General features: G+C 71.8%; 13 protein-coding genes. 2 read left to right on the plus strand and 11 right to left on the minus strand.

Going from position 1 to position 16,446, the window contains the following annotated elements:
* Nucleotides 1–71: 71 nt before the first annotated feature.
* From ABD832_RS23600 to mfd, 10 genes are all read right to left on the minus strand, one after another.
* Nucleotides 72–1,388, minus strand: coding sequence for an NAD(P)/FAD-dependent oxidoreductase (locus ABD832_RS23600; protein WP_344899009.1), 1,317 nt, complete (start codon nucleotides 1,386–1,388; stop codon nucleotides 72–74).
* A gap of 171 nt (nucleotides 1,389–1,559) precedes the next feature.
* Nucleotides 1,560–2,360, minus strand: a complete 801-nt coding sequence (locus ABD832_RS23605; RefSeq protein WP_344899010.1) for a uracil-DNA glycosylase — start codon at nucleotides 2,358–2,360, stop codon at nucleotides 1,560–1,562.
* Between the two features lie 168 nt (nucleotides 2,361–2,528).
* On the minus strand, nucleotides 2,529–3,605 hold the full coding sequence (locus ABD832_RS23610) for a hypothetical protein (protein ID WP_344899011.1): 1,077 nt from the start codon (nucleotides 3,603–3,605) through the stop codon (nucleotides 2,529–2,531).
* A gap of 188 nt (nucleotides 3,606–3,793) precedes the next feature.
* Complete coding sequence (locus ABD832_RS23615; protein ID WP_344899013.1) at nucleotides 3,794–4,777, minus strand: Ppx/GppA phosphatase family protein; 984 nt, start codon at nucleotides 4,775–4,777, stop codon at nucleotides 3,794–3,796.
* A gap of 219 nt (nucleotides 4,778–4,996) precedes the next feature.
* Nucleotides 4,997–5,506, minus strand: coding sequence for a DUF501 domain-containing protein (locus ABD832_RS23620; protein WP_344899015.1), 510 nt, complete (start codon nucleotides 5,504–5,506; stop codon nucleotides 4,997–4,999).
* A 40-nt stretch (nucleotides 5,507–5,546) separates the two neighbouring features.
* A complete protein-coding gene (locus tag ABD832_RS23625; protein ID WP_344899017.1) occupies nucleotides 5,547–5,957 on the minus strand; it encodes an FtsB family cell division protein in 411 nt (136 codons plus the stop codon).
* A gap of 201 nt (nucleotides 5,958–6,158) precedes the next feature.
* Nucleotides 6,159–7,436 (minus strand): phosphopyruvate hydratase, encoded by a 1,278-nt coding sequence (eno, locus tag ABD832_RS23630; protein ID WP_344899019.1) that lies wholly within the window; start codon nucleotides 7,434–7,436, stop codon nucleotides 6,159–6,161.
* A gap of 280 nt (nucleotides 7,437–7,716) precedes the next feature.
* Nucleotides 7,717–8,700, minus strand: coding sequence for a nucleoside triphosphate pyrophosphohydrolase (locus tag ABD832_RS23635; RefSeq protein WP_344899021.1), 984 nt, complete (start codon nucleotides 8,698–8,700; stop codon nucleotides 7,717–7,719).
* An 8-nt stretch (nucleotides 8,701–8,708) separates the two neighbouring features.
* The gene (locus ABD832_RS23640) at nucleotides 8,709–9,344 is read right to left on the minus strand and encodes a SurA N-terminal domain-containing protein (RefSeq protein ID WP_344899023.1); all 636 of its coding nucleotides are present in this window, start codon (nucleotides 9,342–9,344) and stop codon (nucleotides 8,709–8,711) included.
* 27 nt (nucleotides 9,345–9,371) lie between these two features.
* The gene (mfd, locus tag ABD832_RS23645) at nucleotides 9,372–12,926 is read right to left on the minus strand and encodes a transcription-repair coupling factor (protein WP_344899025.1); all 3,555 of its coding nucleotides are present in this window, start codon (nucleotides 12,924–12,926) and stop codon (nucleotides 9,372–9,374) included.
* 152 nt (nucleotides 12,927–13,078) lie between these two features.
* On the opposite strand from mfd, the gene ABD832_RS23650 reads away from it, so the two are divergent.
* Complete coding sequence (locus tag ABD832_RS23650; protein WP_344899027.1) at nucleotides 13,079–13,807, plus strand: class I SAM-dependent methyltransferase; 729 nt, start codon at nucleotides 13,079–13,081, stop codon at nucleotides 13,805–13,807.
* Between the two features lie 92 nt (nucleotides 13,808–13,899).
* Nucleotides 13,900–15,129, plus strand: coding sequence for an adenylyl-sulfate kinase (cysC, locus tag ABD832_RS23655; RefSeq protein ID WP_344899029.1), 1,230 nt, complete (start codon nucleotides 13,900–13,902; stop codon nucleotides 15,127–15,129).
* 25 nt (nucleotides 15,130–15,154) lie between these two features.
* Here cysC and ABD832_RS23660 read toward each other — a convergent pair whose 3' ends face one another.
* Complete coding sequence (locus ABD832_RS23660; RefSeq protein ID WP_344899031.1) at nucleotides 15,155–16,348, minus strand: glycoside hydrolase family 26 protein; 1,194 nt, start codon at nucleotides 16,346–16,348, stop codon at nucleotides 15,155–15,157.
* Nucleotides 16,349–16,446 lie beyond the last annotated feature (98 nt).

Raw genomic sequence — 16,446 nt, forward strand, 5'->3', positions numbered from 1 at the left:
CGTATCGCCCGCCTCCGGATTCGCACCGTTCGGCTTCGCATTCACGGAGCCCGGCCGCGGATTCGCGGGGCTCAGCTCGCCGCAGCCCTGCGGAACTCCGTACGCGGCTCCTCGATCTCCCCCAGGGAGACGGTCTCGCGCTTGAAGAAGAGCGCCAGCGTCCAGTCGGCGGTCACCCGGACCTTGCGGTTGAAGGTGGGCACCCGCGACAGGTGGTAGGTCCGGTGCAGGAACCATGCGAGCAGCCCGCGGACCTTGATCCCGTAGACGTTGGCGACGCCCTTGTGCAGGCCCAGCCCGGCGACGGAACCGACGTAGCGGTGACGGTAGTCGACCAGCTCCTGACCGCGCAGGCTGCGGGTGATGTTGTCGGCCAGCACCTTGGCCTGCCGTACGGCGTGCTGCGCGTTGGGCGCGCAGTACTGGCCGGGGTTGGTCACGTCGGGCACGCCCGCCACGTCACCGGCCGTGTAGGCGTCCTCGACGCCGACCACGGTCAGGCGGGTGGTGGCCTTGATCCGGCCGCGCTCGTCCAGCGGCAGGTCACCGGCGTTGACGACCGGGCTGGGCTTGACCCCGGCGGTCCACACGATGGTGGCGGCCTCGAACTCGTCGCCGTCGGAGAGCTTGACCAGGCCGCCCTCGCAGGAGTTCAGGCGGGTGTTCATCTTGATCTCGATGCCGCGCTCGCGCAGCTGCTCGGCGGTCCACTTGCCCATCTCCGGGCCGACCTCGGGCAGGATGCGGTCGGTGGCCTCGACGAGGACCCAGCGCATGTTCTTGCGGGAGATGTTGCGGTAGTAGCGGGCGGCGTCGACCGACATGTCCTCCAGCTCGGCGAGCGCCTCGATGCCGGCGTAGCCTCCGCCGACCACGACGAACGTCAGCGCCCGCCTGCGCAGGCCCTCGTCGTCGTCGCTCTCGGCCCGGTCCAGGAGCTCCAGGACCCGGTTGCGGAGCGCGATGGCCTCGCCGACGGTCTTGAAGCCGATCGCGGAGTCGGCCAGGCCGGGGATGGGGAGCGTGCGGGAGACCGAGCCGGCGGCCATGACCACGATGTCGTACCCGATCTCGTGGGGGGTGCCGACGTTGGGGGCGAAGGTCACGGTCTTGGCCGCGTGGTTGACCTTGGTGACCTTGCCGTTGAGGATCGTCGCCTTCGAGAGCACACGGCGCAGGGGGACCACGACGTGCCGGGGCGAGAGGTTTCCGGCGGCCGCCTCGGGCAGGAAGGGCTGGTAGGTCATGTGGGATTCGGGGGTGAGGACGGTGATGCGCACGCTTCCGTCGCGCAGTTCCCTGCGAAGGGTCTGCTGCAGGCGCAGCACGGTGTAGAGACCGACGTAGCCTCCGCCGACCACGACGATGTGCTTGGAGTTGCGGTCCACTGTGACGCCATCCTTAAGCTTCGAGGCTTGTGAAACTTTTCACAAGAATAGCCGTACGATCTCCCCCGCGCCAGGAGCACTCCTGGCAAGACCGTCGATTTTTTCTCCTACGTTGTGAAAAGCCCTTCTTTCACGTGATAAATTCCGATGATCTTCTCTTTGTGATCGACTTCACAAGCCGCGCAGCACGTTCGCCCTGGTGAAGACGTCGTCGAGCATCCGCTCGGTCACCCGGCCGGTGAAGGTGTTCTGCTGGCTGGGGTGGTAGCAGCCCAGGAGCCGTACCGCGGCCCCCTCGGGTGAGACGATCTCCACTTCGGCACCGTGACCGAAGGGCGGCCTCGGGCGGGGCAGGGTGTACCCGGCGTCCCTGAGCGCGGGCCAGACCGCCTGCCAGGCGAACCCGCCGAGGGCGACCACCACCCGCAGGCCGGCCGAGGCCAGGGCGATCTCGCGGGCCAGCCAGGGAGAGCAGGCCGCCCGCTCGGCCGGCTCGGGCTTGTTGGCGGGCGGGGCGCACCGGACCGCCGCCACCATCCGCGCGCCGATCAGCCGCTGCCCGTCACCGGCGCGCACGCTCGTCTCCTGCGCGGCCAGGCCCGTCCGGTACAGCGAGGCGAACAGCCAGTCGCCGCTGCGGTCCCCGGTGAAGATCCTGCCGGTCCGGTTGCCGCCGTGCGCCGCCGGGGCGAGTCCCACGATGAGCACCTGCGGCCGCTCGTCGCCCCACCCGGCGATGGGCCGTCCCCAGTAGGTCTCCTGGGCGAACGCCCGCCGCTTGACCGTCGCCACCTCCTCGCGCCACTCGACCAGGCGCGGGCAGGCCCGGCATACGGACTGGGCGGCCACCAGGGCGCCGAGGTCGGAGATCTTCAGCGCGAGCTCGCGCACCTCGCCCGGGTTCCGGGCGACGGGGGTGTCGGGCCGGGCGGGGTCTTCGGGCCAGCCCGAGCCGGGAGGAACGTGGGTCATCCTTCGATGGTGCCCGATCCCCGGTCCGCCCAGGGCCGTACCGGCACGCGAGAAGGCGGCGCCCGCGAGGTGCGGACGCCGCCTGTCGTGCTCAGTGCTCCGGGAACGGCCGGCGCCGAGGCGCCGGCCGCGTCACCGTGACCCGCCCTTTCGCCGTACGCCGGAGATCTAGGCGCTCGGGGTCGGGGTCGGGGTCGGAAGCGGGACACAGGTGAACGTGCCCGTCACGGTGCCGGTGGTCGGACCGCCGTAGACCTCGATCGCGCGCTTGGACTCGTTCTTGCCGAGGGTCGAGACGCTCCAGTTGTCGCTCACGCTCACGCTCTGCGGGCCGTGACCGCCGAAGTACCGGCTCTGCCAGTCACCCGCGACACCGTCACGGATCCAGCGGTACTTCACCGCGACGTGGCCGCGGGAGACGCTGATCGTTCCGGTGAAGGCACGGGTCGCCGGGCAGGTGCCGGAGGCCTCGGACGGGGCGCTGACCGAGGCCGACACCTTCGGCGCCTCGTCCTCACAGCGGATCTTGAAGTACTCGCGGCCGGAGGAGGCGTCCACCGGGCCCACGATCTCCAGCGAGGCCCAGCCCCTGAAGTCGTCACGGGGCTTGATCACGTGGTAGACCCTGCGCGAACCGTCGACGCGCACGGCGTCGCGGTCGACCACGTGGCCGTTGACGACCCACTGGTAGCGCACCCAACGGACACCGGAGGCGCTGATACGGCCGATCAGAGTGGCCTTGCAGTCACCCTCGTCCACCCAGATCCGCGCGTCGACGCGGGGCTTGGGCGGCTGGATGACCTCGTGGTCGTCCTCACCGGCACCGCAGGAGACCGCGAAGCGGCCCTTGGCGGAGGTGGCGGCGCGGGGAGCCAGGAGCTGGATGGCCTGCCAGCCCTTGACGTCGCCCTTGAAGGTGGCCTTCTCCTTGACGGTGAAGTTCTTGACACCCTTGCCGCGGAAGGTGAAGGACTTCACCTTGCCCTTGGAGCCGTCACCGTGCAGCCAGCGGTAGGCCACGGTGGTCTTGCTCTTGACGGCCTTCACCTTGATCTTCGAGGAGAAGGTCACCGAGACCGGGCACTCGCCGCTGTACTTGGCGGGCGAGGCCTTAGGCGTACCGGCCCAGACGGCGGGCTTGGGCTTGGGCTTGGCCACGGCGGAGGCCGCCGTCGCCTGGCCCGTGCTGGCCGCCGCTGCGGGCGTGGCCAGCAGACCCGTCGCCATCGTCGCCAGCATGGCCACGCCGGCTCCTGTTGCGGCTAGCTTTCGTGCTAGTCCGGACTTCATGAGGGGATGCTCCGTTCGTTGGGAGGCACAAGATCACCCCAGGAGACGGTTGCCGCCCCGACGGCAGTCGCGCCGGGTCTCACGGCAAAGCCTCGCCGAGGCTCCTTTACCACACGATAAACGGAAAAGTCGTTCCCTAGCGGTTAAACGCGAGAATTGTCGGGCTTGTTATGTTTAGCGATGGACCAGGCGATGCCATCGAGGATGTCTCGTTCGCTGGTGACCACTTCGGCGAAGCCGTACCGGCGCACCAACCGGTCCAGGATGAGCGCCCCGGCGCCGATGACGTCGACCCGGCCCGGGTGCATGACGGGAATCCCGGCCCGGCGCTCGACGGTCATTCCAAGCAAGCGCTCGGCGATGTCATGTACCTGACCTGCTGTGATTCGCGAATGGTGGATTTTCTCCGGGTCGTATTCCGGTAGTTCGAGCGCCATGCCGGCGACGGTGGTGACCGAACCGGCGAGGCCGACCAGGGTCATCGCCCGCTCCACGGGCACCTCGGCCGCGACCCGGTCCAGCGCGTCGTCGATGTCGGCCGTCGCCGCCGCGACCGCCTCGGCCGACGGCGGGTCACCGCCGTCGCGCAGGTGCCGCTCGGTCAGCCTGACGCACCCGATGTCCACCGACAGCGCCGCCTCCACGTGCGTCGAGCCGAGCACGAACTCGGTCGAGCCCCCGCCGATGTCGACCACCAGGTACGGGGGGCGAGTGCCGCCGGTGGACGGCATCCCGGTCTCGGGCGAGAAGCGCACCAGGTCACGGGTGGCCCCGGTGAACGACAGCTCCGCCTCCTCGGCCCCGGTGATCACCTCGGGCTCCACCCCGAAGATCTCGCGCACACCGTCCACGAACTCCTGGCGGTTGGCGGCGTCCCGGGTGGCGCTGGTGGCGACCACCCGTACCGCGGCGGCCCCGTGGGCGTCGATGAGACCGGCGTAGCCGCGCATCGCGGTGAACGTGCGTTCCAGGGCCTCGGGTGCCAGCCTGCCGGTCCTGTCGACGTCCTGGCCCAGCCGGACGATCTCCATCCGCCGTTCGACGTCGGACAGGCCGCCCTCGCCGACGTCGGCGACGAGCAGGCGGACGGAGTTGGTGCCACAGTCGATCGCGGCGACGCGCATCACGCGGCCTCCTTCGGGGCTCGGGGTACGGCCGGGCGCACGGCCCGGATCGCGTGGAAGGTCATGGGAGGGCCGTGGCCGGGGACACCGGCGAAGGCACGGCCGGGGGCGGGGAGAGGGCCGGGCCGACAGGCGCCGCCACACGCACGGGCGCGGCCGGGAGTGGGGTGAGAGGCGGGCCCGGGGGCGGCACCACGGGCACGCGCGCGGGTACGGCCGGGGTCATCGCGGGTCCACGTCCCCGACGCAGGGCCCGGCCGCCCACCACTCGCCGAGCGCGTCGAGCGTCTCGCGGCCGAACGGGTTGCCGCCGGGCACCGCGAGCTCGTGCCCGGCCAGGGCGTGCAGGCACTTCACCCGGGTGGGCATGCCCCCGGTGCTCTGCATGTCGCGGGGCAGCGGCTCCAGCCCGTCCTCGGCGGCGGCGCGGTCGCGGCGGGCCACGTAGTCCTCGTGGGCCGCGCGGTAGGCCTCGGCCAGCTCGGGGTCCTCGGCCAGCCTGGCCTGCATGTCCCGCATCATCCCCGACGTCTCCAGCGTGCCGATGGCCGAGGCCGCCCGGGGGCAGGTGAGGTAGAACAGCGTCGGGAACGGCGACCCGTCGGGCAGTCTCGGCGCGGTCTCGACGACGTCGGGCAGCCCGCACGGGCAGCGGTGCGCCACCCCGCGCAGTCCTCGCGGCGTCCGGCCGAGCTGTCGCTCCACCGCCGCCACGTCGCGGTCATCGACCATTCGTGACACCCCCTGAAAGACGACGACCAGGGTATCGGCGTCACCCGGCCGCCTTCGCCGCCTTCTGCCCCTCGCCGCTGTCGGCGGCCTTGACCGAGTCCCACAGGGTCGCGTACCACGGCGGCCTGGTGGCGGTCCTGCGCTCACCGGCGGCGCCGGAGTCCCGCGAGGGCGACCCGCCCATGACGACGTAGCACTTCTGCCCGGGAGCGCAGTAGAAGAGCCGCTCCCTGCCCTGACGCTTGATGAAACCGGGGTCCACCAGCTGCCTGTGGCGGTCGTCCAGGGTCTTGATCGCGGCGAGCTCCCTGGCCCTCTCCTGCTCCAGCTGGGCGATCTGGCGCCGCTGTGCGACGTACTCCCTGATGGGGTAGGCGAGGCTCATGGCGATCGCGCACACCACGATCGCGAGGATCGCGGCCCGTCCGGTCAGCTGCGGTCGTGCCGCCATCGCCCCTCCTTCGTCCGTGCGCCCCCATGGCACCGCCCCCTGCCCCGTACGGCGACCCCGACGCCGTACGGGCACCGACCCCGGTGGATCCCCTCCGGTTCCGGGAATCCCGGCCGGTTCCGGTGGTCCCGGACGGACCGGCGGCGGCGCGCCCGGGTGACGGCCCGCGCCCGGAGCGGGAGCGGGCCGCCAGACGAGAAACTACCGCCGGAACCGCGGGAACGCGGCACGACCCGCGTAACGGGCCGCGTCGTCCAAAAGCTCCTCGATGCGGAGCAGCTGGTTGTACTTGGCCACCCGGTCGGAACGGGCCGGGGCACCGGTCTTGATCTGGCCGCAGTTGGTGGCCACGGCGAGGTCGGCGATCGTGGTGTCCTCGGTCTCGCCGCTGCGGTGGCTCATCATGCAGCGGTAGCCGCTGCGGTGGGCCAGGTCCACCGCGTCGAGGGTCTCGGTCAGGGTGCCGATCTGGTTGACCTTGACCAGCAGCGCGTTGGCGGTGCCCTCGGCGATGCCGCGGGCCAGGCGCTCGGGGTTGGTCACGAACAGGTCGTCGCCGACGAGCTGCACCTTGTCGCCGAGGGCGCGGGTGATGGCATTCCAGCCCTCCCAGTCGCTCTCGTCCAGCGGGTCCTCGATGGAGACCAGCGGGTAGCTGGCGACCAGGTCCTCGTAGAAGGCGATCAGCTCGGCCGAGGACAGGCCCTTGCCGTCGATGGTGTAGACGCCGTCGGAGTGGAACTCCGAGGCGGCCACGTCCAGCGCCAGCCCGATGTCCTCGCCGGGCACGTATCCGGCCTTCTCGATCGCGACCAGGATGAGGTCGAGCGCGTCGCGGTTGGAGGGGAGGTTCGGGGCGAAGCCGCCCTCGTCGCCCAGACCGGTGGCGTAGCCCTTCTCCTTGAGCACGCCCTTGAGCGCGTGGTAGACCTCGGTGCCCATCCGCACGGCCTCGCGGAACGTCTCCGCCCCGATGGGCGCGATCATGAACTCCTGGACGTCGACGTTGCTGTCGGCGTGCGCGCCTCCGTTGAGGATGTTCATCATCGGCACCGGCAGCACGTGCGCGTTGGGCCCGCCGAGGTAGCGGAACAGCGGCAGCTCGGCGCTCTCGGCGGCGGCCTTGGCCACGGCCAGCGAGACGCCCAGGATCGCGTTGGCGCCCAGCCGCGCCTTGTTGGGCGTGCCGTCCAGGTCGATCATGACCTGGTCGATGCTGCGCTGCTCGGCCGCGTCGAAGCCGAGGATCTCGTCGCCGATCTCGTCGGTCACCCCCAGGACGGCCTTCTCCACGCCCTTGCCGCCGTAGCGCTCGTCGCCGTCACGTAGCTCGACGGCCTCGAACTGGCCGGTGGACGCACCACTGGGAACCGCGGCACGACCCTGGCTGCCGTCGTCCAGGAGGATGTCGACCTCGACCGTCGGGTTGCCCCGGGAGTCAAGGATCTCGCGGGCGGTTACGCCCTCGATGGAAGCCACGAAGCGCTCCTAAAGTCGCAGGACAGTTTGCCTCAGAAGCCTACCGAGCCCTACTTACCGGTACGGCGACCGGGACCGGGTACCGCAATCCCGTCACCTCGCGGCCGGGAACCCTTCACCTCCCGGACACCCTGTGAACGGTCCCGGACCTCTCACGCGCCCGTCCCCTCACGAGCCCGTCCCCCTTCACGCCCCGGACCCTCTCGCACCCCCGCGCCTCTCACGCCCTCGGACCCCGCACGGCCCCGGGCCTCTCACGGTCCGGCGCCGCGCGGCGGCGTCAGGGCGGCAGGTCGCGGACCCGGTCGCGGTAGGCGCGGGCGACGGCGCGCAGCTCGGCCTCGGGATCGAGCCCGGCCGCGTGCGCCTCGCGTACCAGCTCGAACAGCCGCGCGCCCAGGCCGTCGGCCGGGATCTGCCCGGGCACCTCGACCGGGGCTCCGGCGCGCTCGGCGCGGCGCAGCAGCTGGGCGGCCAGCGACAGGGCGGGCTGGCCCATCGGGACGCCGTCGACGGCCGATCCCGGGTCGCCGCCGTTCTTGGCCGCCCGCTCGGCCGCCTTGATCGTCTCCCAGTTGGCGCTGACCTCGCCCGCGCCGTCCACCCGGGTGTCGGCGAAGACGTGCGGGTGGCGGCGGACGAGCTTGGAGACGATCCCGTCGGCCACGTCGTCGATGTCGAACGCCCCGGCAGCGTCACCGGCGTCACCGGCCACGCCGGCCCCGCCTGATCGGTCCCTGGCGACCCGCGCGTGGAAGGCCACCTGCAGCAGCAGGTCGCCCAGCTCCTCGCGGAGCGCGTCGTGGTCGCCCTCCTCGATGGCCTCCAGCACCTCGTAGGCCTCCTCGATGAGGTACGGGGCCAGGGACTCGTGGGTCTGGCGGGCGTCCCAGGGGCATTCGACGCGGAGCCGGTCCATCACCGCGACCAGGTCCAGCAGCCGGGCACCGGGCAGGTCGTAGGAACCGGGCACGATCTCGATCACCGGCGGGTCGTCGAGCGCCACGGCGGCGTGGCCGATGGAGCGCATCAGCGCCTCGTCGGCCTCCAGCCACACCACGGTCGCCGTCTGCGCCTCGCGGACCAGCGCGGCCGGGACCGGCGCGACCACCTCCACCTCCACCCCGGCCTCGGCCAGGTAGGGCAGGTGCGGGTGGGCGGCGGAGCCGGTGCGGACCGGCCCCTCCTTGAGCACCTGCCACGCGTGGTGGCCGAGCAGCCCCGGGGCGACCCGGGGCGAGGTGGTGACGACGATCAGCGGCATGCCCGGCGCTACTGCTGCGGCGGCGCGGGAGCGGCCGCGGACTTCCCGGCGGTGCCGAAACGGCCGGCGTCGACGAAGACGCTGGGCTGCTGCTCGCTGCGCTGCGTGTTGATCTGGCCGTACCGGGGGCTCCACTCGACCTTCACGGTCTGCAGGTCCTTGATCGCCTGCGCCTGGCCGCGCTGCAGGGCCGCCTCGTCGCTGCCGCCGCCGTACTTGGCGACCAGCTTGTTGATCAGCACCTGCGACCTCATGAAGTCGCGCGCCTTCGAGGGGGCCACGGCCTGCTGGAGCATCGCCTGCTCGAACTTCTGCGGGCCGCCCTGGCTCGCGATCACCTGGTCGATCTCGCCCTCGGTGACCGTGATGCCCTTGCTCTCGGCGACCTTCGCGTACTGCCTGGCGTTGACCAGCTGGAAGAGCACGAGCTGCGGGACGCTGTCCTGGAACTGCAGCTGCGAGGGGTTGACGCCGGCCTTGGCCAGCGCCGCCTCGTACTCGCGCACGTTCCTGTCCAGCTCACCGGAGCTGATCCGTTCCCCGCCCACGACGGCGGCGGCGCCGGCCTGGTTGGGAGAACAGGCGGTCAGCGCGACCCCTGCGGCGGCGACCGCCAGGATGACGCGTACTCGAGTCGACTTCACATGCGTTCCCTTCACGACAAACGCCGCTTACTCTACCCGTACGGCTTCGAGGAACATGGCCTCGACGAGATCACCACACCATTTGAGCAGGTCCAGGTCGCGCAGCGGCTGGCCGCCGAGCGGTCTGGTCTTGGGCACGGGCACCAGCAACGTACCGGTGGCCTGCTTCAGCAACGCCTTCGGGTACAGCCTCTGCAACCTGACCTGCTGGGAGTCCCGCAGCTCCACCGGCGCGAACCTGATGTTCGGCCCCTGCAGGGTGACGTCGGTGAGCCCGGCGCGGCGGGCCCGGATCCGGAAGCGGGCGACCTCCAGCAGGTTCTCCACCTGCTGGGGCGGCCGGCCGTACCGGTCGAGGAGCTCGTCGCGGACCGCGGCGATGTCGTCGTCGGAGCCGATCGCGGCGATCCGCTTGTACGCCTCCAGGCGCAGTCGCTCGGAGGTCACGTAGTCGTGCGGGATGTGGGCGTTGATCGGCAGCTCGACCTTGACGTCGGGCCGCTCGTCCTCGCGGGGGGTGCCCGCCAGCTTGGCCTTCTGCTCCTGGACGGCCTCGGCCATCATCCGCACGTACAGGTCGAAGCCGACCCCGGCGATGAAACCGGACTGCTCGGCGCCCAGGATGTTGCCGGCGCCGCGGATCTCCAGGTCCTTCATGGCCACGTACATGCCCGCACCCATCTCGGTGTGCTGGGAGATCGTGGCCAGGCGCTCGTGCGCGGTCTCGGTGAGCGGCTTCTCCGGCGGGTACAGGAAGTAGGCGTAGCCGCGCTCGCGGCCCCGGCCGACCCGGCCCCGGAGCTGGTGCAGCTGGGACAGCCCGTAGGTGTCGGCCCGGTCGACGATCAGCGTGTTGGCGTTGGGCACGTCCAGGCCCGACTCGACGATCGTGGTGCAGACCAGCACGTCGAACTCGCGCTCCCAGAAGCCCACCATGATCTTCTCGAGCTGGTGCTCCTGCATCTGGCCGTGCGCGATCGCGACCCTGGCCTCGGGCACCAGCTCGCGCAGCATGGCCGCGACCTTGCCGATGCTGGACACCCGGTTGTGCACGAAGAAGGTCTGGCCGTCGCGCATCAGCTCGCGCCGGATCGCCGCGCCGATCTGCTTCTCGTCGTACGGGCCGACGAAGGTCAGGATCGGGTGCCGCTCCTCGGGCGGGGTGAGGATCGTGGACATCTCCCGGATGCCGGTCAGGCCCATCTCCAGGGTGCGCGGGATCGGGGTGGCGGACATGGCCAGCACGTCGACCTGGGTGCGCAGGTGCTTCATGGCCTCCTTGTGCTCGACGCCGAACCGCTGCTCCTCGTCGATGATGATCAGGCCGAGCTGCTTGAACCTGACCTCGGGCGAGAACAGCCGGTGCGTGCCGATCACCACGTCGACCGAGCCCTCGCGCAGTCCTTCCAGGGTCGCCTTGACCTCCCCGTCGCTCTGGAACCGCGACAGCGGCCTGACGTTGAGCGGGAAGCCGGAGAAGCGCTCGGCGAAGGTGGACATGTGCTGCTGCACCAGCAGCGTGGTCGGCACCAGCACGGCCACCTGCTTGCCGTCCTGCACGGCCTTGAACGCCGCCCGCACCGCGATCTCGGTCTTGCCGTAGCCCACGTCGCCACAGATCAGCCGGTCCATCGGGATCGGGCGCTCCATGTCGCGCTTGACCTCGTCGATGGCCTCCAGCTGGTCGCCCGTCTCGGCGTAGGGGAAGGCGTCCTCCATCTCCCGCTGCCAGGGGCTGTCGGGGGCGAAGGCGTGGCCGGGCGAGGCCATCCGGGCCGAGTAGAGCCGGATCAGCTCCCCGGCGATCTCCTTGACCGCCTTCTTGGCCTTGGTCTTGGCCTTGGCCCAGTCGGCGCCGCCCATCCGGTTCAGGGTGGGCGACTCGCCGCCGACGTAGCGGGTGACCTCGTCGAGCTGGTCGGTGGGCACGTAGAGCCGGTCGCCCTTGGCATACTCGATCACCAGGTACTCGCGGGTGGCGCCCTGCACGGTGCGCTGCACCATCTCCACGTAGCGGCCCACGCCGTGCTGCTCGTGCACGACGTGGTCGCCGATCTTGAGCTGGAGCGGGTCGACCATGTTGCGGCGCCGCGAGGGCAGCCGCCGCATGTCCTTGGTGGACGCCTTCTGGCCGACCAGGTCCAGGTGGGTCAGCACGGCCAGCGACGGGGTCACGAAGCCGTGCTCGACCAGGCCGGTGGCGACGTGGACGACCTTGGCGTCGAGCGTCCCGGTCAGGCCCGGCTCCAGGCGCGCGGGCAGGTCGACGCCCTTGAGCAGCTCGACCATGCGCTCGGCCGGGCCGTGGCCCTCGCTCAGCAGGACGACGACCTGGCCGGAGTCCAGCCAGCCCTTGATGTCGGCCAGCGCCCGCTGGGTGTCGCCCCGGTAGGACTCCACCTCGCGCGCGGTCAGCACCAGCCCGTCGTCGCGGCCGCCCTCGGGGTCCGCGTCGTCGTCCCCGCCGCCGAACGGCGCGATCGACCACCAGGGCAGGCTCAGCTCGCGCGCGTGGTCGCGCAGCTCCTCCAGCGTGCGGAAGGCCGCCTCCCCCAGGTCGATCGGGGCCTCGCCACCGGAGGCCGCGGTGATCCAGGACGCCTCCAGGAACTCCTGGCTGGTGCGCACCAGCTCGTCGGCCCGCCCGCGGATCCGCTCCGGGTCGCACACGAAGATCGCCGACTGCTCGGGCAGGTGGTCGATCAGCAGGTCCATCTCCCCGGCCAGCACCGGGGCGAACGCCTCCATGCCCTCCACCGGGACGCCCTCGGCCAGCTGCTCCAGGATCTCGGCCAGCGCGGGGTGCGCCTCGGCCAGCTCCCGCGCCCGTGCCCTGACCTCGGGGTTCAGCAGCAACTCCCGGCACGGCGCGGCGAACAGGCCGTCCTCGGCCACCTCCAGGGACCGCTGGTCGGCGACCTTGAACCAGCGGATCTCCTCGACCGTGTCGCCCCAGAACTCCAGGCGCAGCGGATGCTCCTCGGTGGGCGGGAAGATGTCGAGCAGGCCGCCCCTGACGGCGACCTCGCCGCGCCGCTCCACCATGTCCACCCGGTGGTAGCCGTTCTCCACCAGGGCGTGCACCACCGACTCCAGGTCGGCGTCGTCCCCGGCGCGCAGCCGTACCGGCCGCAGGTCCCCCAGGCCGCGCACGATCGGCTGGAGCAGGGCCCTGACGGGTGCGACGACCACGTGCAGCGGCCCGGCCGAGTGGTCACCCTCGACCGGGTGGGCCAGCCTGCGCAGCACCGCGAGCCGCTGGCCCACGGTGTCGCCGCGCGGCGACAGGCGCTCGTGCGGGAGCGTCTCCCAGGCGGGGAAGACCGCCACGGTGCTCTCGTCCAGCAGGCTGGTCAGGGCCGAGGCGAGATCCTCGGCCTCGCGCCCGGTGGCGGTCACCGCCAGCACGGTCCTGGCCGCGCCCTTGGCCCCCTCCCTGGCCAGCGCGGCCACCGCGAAGGGCCGCAGCGCGGGCGGCGCGACCAGCGCCACGTCGGACGGGTCGCCCCCGCGCACGTCCCGGAGGAGGGAAGCCAGCTTAGGCTCCCCGACGACAAGATCAAGAAGTCCGGAAAGGCTCATCAGATTCGCCCACAGCCCCACGACGGCAACACGACGTCCCCGGGCCGGAGAAGACACGGGGTACCCCGTCAAGGCTACTTGGCCCGCCGCCCGCCCTCGCATGGAGCGGTAAATGCACGATGAATCGTGCTGTGTTGACTACTCTCCGTTATATGTCTGAGGTGAGATCGGTCGTCGACCGAGACGATTTGCTGAGTCAGCGGGTCAGGGACCAATGGAGCGGCCTGCTCGGCCGGCGGCTCGACGTCCTGATCGCCGGGTGCGGATGGCCGGAACCACTCGATCTGGCGCAGATGGAGACCAGGGTCATCGGCATCGACGAGGACCTGCCCGTCCTGCGCACCAGCACGTCCGCCCGCAAGGACCTGGACTCCTGGACGCTGGGCGACCTGCGCTCGGTGCCGGTGCCGCCGCGCGCGTTCGACGTCGTCTACGTGTCGTTCCTGCTGGAACGGATCGAGCACGCCGAGCTGGTGCTCGACCGGCTGCTGACCGGGCTGCGCCCCGGCGGGCTGCTGCTGGTCAGGATGCGCGACCGCGCCTCGGCGTACGGGGTGTGCGACCGGCGGACACCGGCGGCGCTGCGGCGGCTGCTGTGGCGCAGGTTCACCCCGCCGGGCACGGTGGGCCCGCTGCCGGCCGTCTACGAGCCGATCGCCTCCCGCGAGGGGATGCACTCCTTCTGCCTGGTACGCGGGCTGATGGTGACCGAGGACATCTCCGCCCGCAGCGGGCCCGCGCTGGACGGACCTCTCGGTAAGCTTGCCCGCGCCGCCTGCTCGGCGGTGGAGACCCTCTCCAGGGGGCGCCGGCCCGCATCTCGCGACGAGGTGACCATGGTGATCCGCAAGCCCCAGAGCCACTTCGCCCGGCTGGTCTGAGATCCGGCCGCCGGTCGTCTCCGGCTCGCCCGAGGGGGGCGCCATCCGGGGCGGGCGGGCCGGAACGTCCGACGAGCGGGATTGTGGAGCAGATGACGGCGCCTTTCGAGTGGACCCCCGACGCCCGTGAGCTGGCCGACCTCGAGCTGTTGCTCTCCGGCGCCTTCACGCCGCTGACGGGCTTTCTGAGCTCGGCCGACGCGCATTCGGTCGACGAGCGCGGCACGCTCGCCGACGGCACGCCGTGGCCGGTGCCGGTCACCCTGGTGCTGCCGGACGACCATCCGGCCGCACCCGGCGACCGGATCACCCTGCGCGACCCCGAGGGCGCGGCGCTGGCCGTGCTGACCGTGGAAGGGCGCGAGGACGGCTTCGTCTGCGGGCCGGTCGAAGCGCTGGACGCCCCCGAGCACGGCCCGTTCGCCCGGCTCCGCCGCCAACCCGCGGAGATCCGCAAGGAGCTGGGCGAGCGCGAGTCCGTGCTGGCCGTGACCATGCGCGGGCCGCTGGGCGACCTCGACGACCTGCTGGCGACCGCCCAGGAGCTGGAGGCGTCGATCCTGCTGCTCCCGCTGGCGTACGGCGAGGGCGGGCCCGCGGTGGTCCGCGCCGCGCTCAAGGCCCGCGACCGGCTGCCCGAGGACACGCTGGTGGCGGTGGTGCCGCTGGCGCCCCGGGAGCCCGCGCTGGACCTGGAGCTGCGCGAGCGGATCGCCGAGGCCTACGGCGCGACCGAGCACCTGGCCGGCCCGGAGCCCGTGACGATCCCCGGGCCGCCGCACCGGCGGGGGCTGGTGGTCTTCTTCACCGGCCTGTCCGGCTCGGGCAAGTCGACCGTCGCCCGCGGGCTGCACGACGCGCTGCTGGAGCGCGGCAGCCGCACGGTGACCTTCCTCGACGGCGACGTGGTGCGCCACCTGCTCTCGGCAGGGCTGACCTTCTCCAAGGAGGACCGCGACCTCAACATCCGCCGCATCGGCTTCGTCGCCGCCGAGGTCGCCCGGCACGGCGGGCTGGCGATCTGCGCACCCATCGCGCCGTACGCGGCCACCCGCGAGGAGGTGCGCGCGATGGTCGAGGCCGTCGGCGCCGACTTCGTGCTGGTCCACATCTCGACCCCGCTGGCCGAGTGCGAGCGCCGCGACCGCAAGGGGCTCTACGCCAAGGCCCGCGCCGGGCTCATCCCCGGTTTCACCGGCGTCTCCGACCCGTACGAGGAGCCGGACGACGCCGACCTGGAGATCGACACCACCGACATCGGTGTGGACCGGGCGGTGCACCAGGTGCTCGATCCGCTGATCCAGGGCGGCTGGATCCGCTGATCCCGCCCGCGCAGGGGCGTGCGGGTCAGCCGGAGGGGACGGCGGGGCGCAGGCGGGGGTCGCCGGCGAGCTCGCCGAAGGCCCTGCGCGCGCCCGGCGTCGTGTCGAACCGGGTGTCCCCCCGGGGGGCGCGCGGCGAGTCGAAGTAGACCAGCGCCTTGATCCTCGGGTAGTCGCGCAGCCGGGCCTGTACCGAGGCGAAGAAGGACTCCTTGAAGCCGGGCCGGCCGGGCCGCTCGAAGACGCCCCACTCGGCCACCATGACGGGCTTGCCGGGGAAGCGCTCCCCCGTCCAGCGGTAGAACCCGGGCCACCGGGGGAAGTCCGGACGGACCTTGTCGACCAGCGCGTCGAAGCCGTCGACCCGGCGGTCGGCGTAGGGGTCCATCGCCACCCAGTCGACCACGTCGTCGCCCGGGTAGAGCCGCTCGAACCAGGGCTTGGAGGCCCAGTTGGGCGCGCCCATGTAGGTCATCACCGTGACGGCGTTGGTCACGCCACCGGCGCGCAGCCGCCGTACCACGTGCCGGAACATCGCCGCGTAGTCGGCGGCGGACATCCCCGCGCCCGGGGTCTCCACGACGTCGTTCTCGGGCTCGTGGTGAACGGTGAGGAAGAACCTCTCGGGGAAGGTCCGCACGATGTGGGCGGCAAGCCGGTCGATCCGCGCGTCCAGCGCGCCGTCGGCGATCTCCGCCCAGGTGTGGGAGCGGTCCGCGGACGGCTTCCAGTTGACCAGCAGGAGCCTGCGGCCGTCCGGGTCACGGGCGATGGCGCGCTCGGCGGAGGTCGGGAAGAGCTCGTCGCCGCGGTGGTAGACGTGCATGACGGCGGCCGGACGGCCCATCCGCCTCTCGGCGCGCTCCAGCGCCCGCTCCGGGCGCCGTCCGGTGAAGATCTCCGGTGCGACCCCCCACCAGGCGCCGCAGGAGGGGACGAGCGTGCGGGTGACCTCGCAACCGCGCCCCTGCCCGCCATCGGCGGTACCGGGATCGGCGGCCCCCGCAGTCCCCGCGGCCCCTGACCCGCCCTGCTCGCCACGGCCGCCGTGGCCGTCGTGGCCGTCCTGCTCGCCCCGGGCGCCCGCGGTACCGGTGTCCGAGCCCGCGGCCCCGGCTGCGCAGGCGGCGCCCTGGCACCCGCTCACCCCCGCGACGGCCAGTGCCACACACCCCAGCCCGAGCGCCAGGACGAGCCCTGAACCGCCTATTTTGACCATACGCGGAATTACCTCTATAGAACCATTTGTCTGATGCAACGATCCCTCGCAGATGTCGTCCGCAGGCATTCGCCGGCCGTCTCGGGGGAACACCTTTC

Origin of the sequence: Streptosporangium longisporum (assembly GCF_039534895.1) — a bacterium.
In the GTDB taxonomy this organism is placed as follows: domain Bacteria; phylum Actinomycetota; class Actinomycetes; order Streptosporangiales; family Streptosporangiaceae; genus Streptosporangium; species Streptosporangium longisporum.

Coding starts and splice junctions, on each gene's coding strand:
- ABD832_RS23635 (WP_344899021.1), bottom strand. CDS start 8,700: ATGCCGCTGATCGTCGTCACCACCTCGCCCCGGGTCGCCCCGGGGCTG.
- ABD832_RS23650 (WP_344899027.1), top strand. CDS start 13,079: ATGTCTGAGGTGAGATCGGTCGTCGACCGAGACGATTTGCTGAGTCAG.
- cysC (WP_344899029.1), top strand. CDS start 13,900: ATGACGGCGCCTTTCGAGTGGACCCCCGACGCCCGTGAGCTGGCCGAC.
- ABD832_RS23660 (WP_344899031.1), bottom strand. CDS start 16,348: ATGGTCAAAATAGGCGGTTCAGGGCTCGTCCTGGCGCTCGGGCTGGGG.
- ABD832_RS23605 (WP_344899010.1), bottom strand. CDS start 2,360: ATGACCCACGTTCCTCCCGGCTCGGGCTGGCCCGAAGACCCCGCCCGG.
- mfd (WP_344899025.1), bottom strand. CDS start 12,926: ATGAGCCTTTCCGGACTTCTTGATCTTGTCGTCGGGGAGCCTAAGCTG.
- ABD832_RS23625 (WP_344899017.1), bottom strand. CDS start 5,957: ATGGCGGCACGACCGCAGCTGACCGGACGGGCCGCGATCCTCGCGATC.
- ABD832_RS23620 (WP_344899015.1), bottom strand. CDS start 5,506: ATGGTCGATGACCGCGACGTGGCGGCGGTGGAGCGACAGCTCGGCCGG.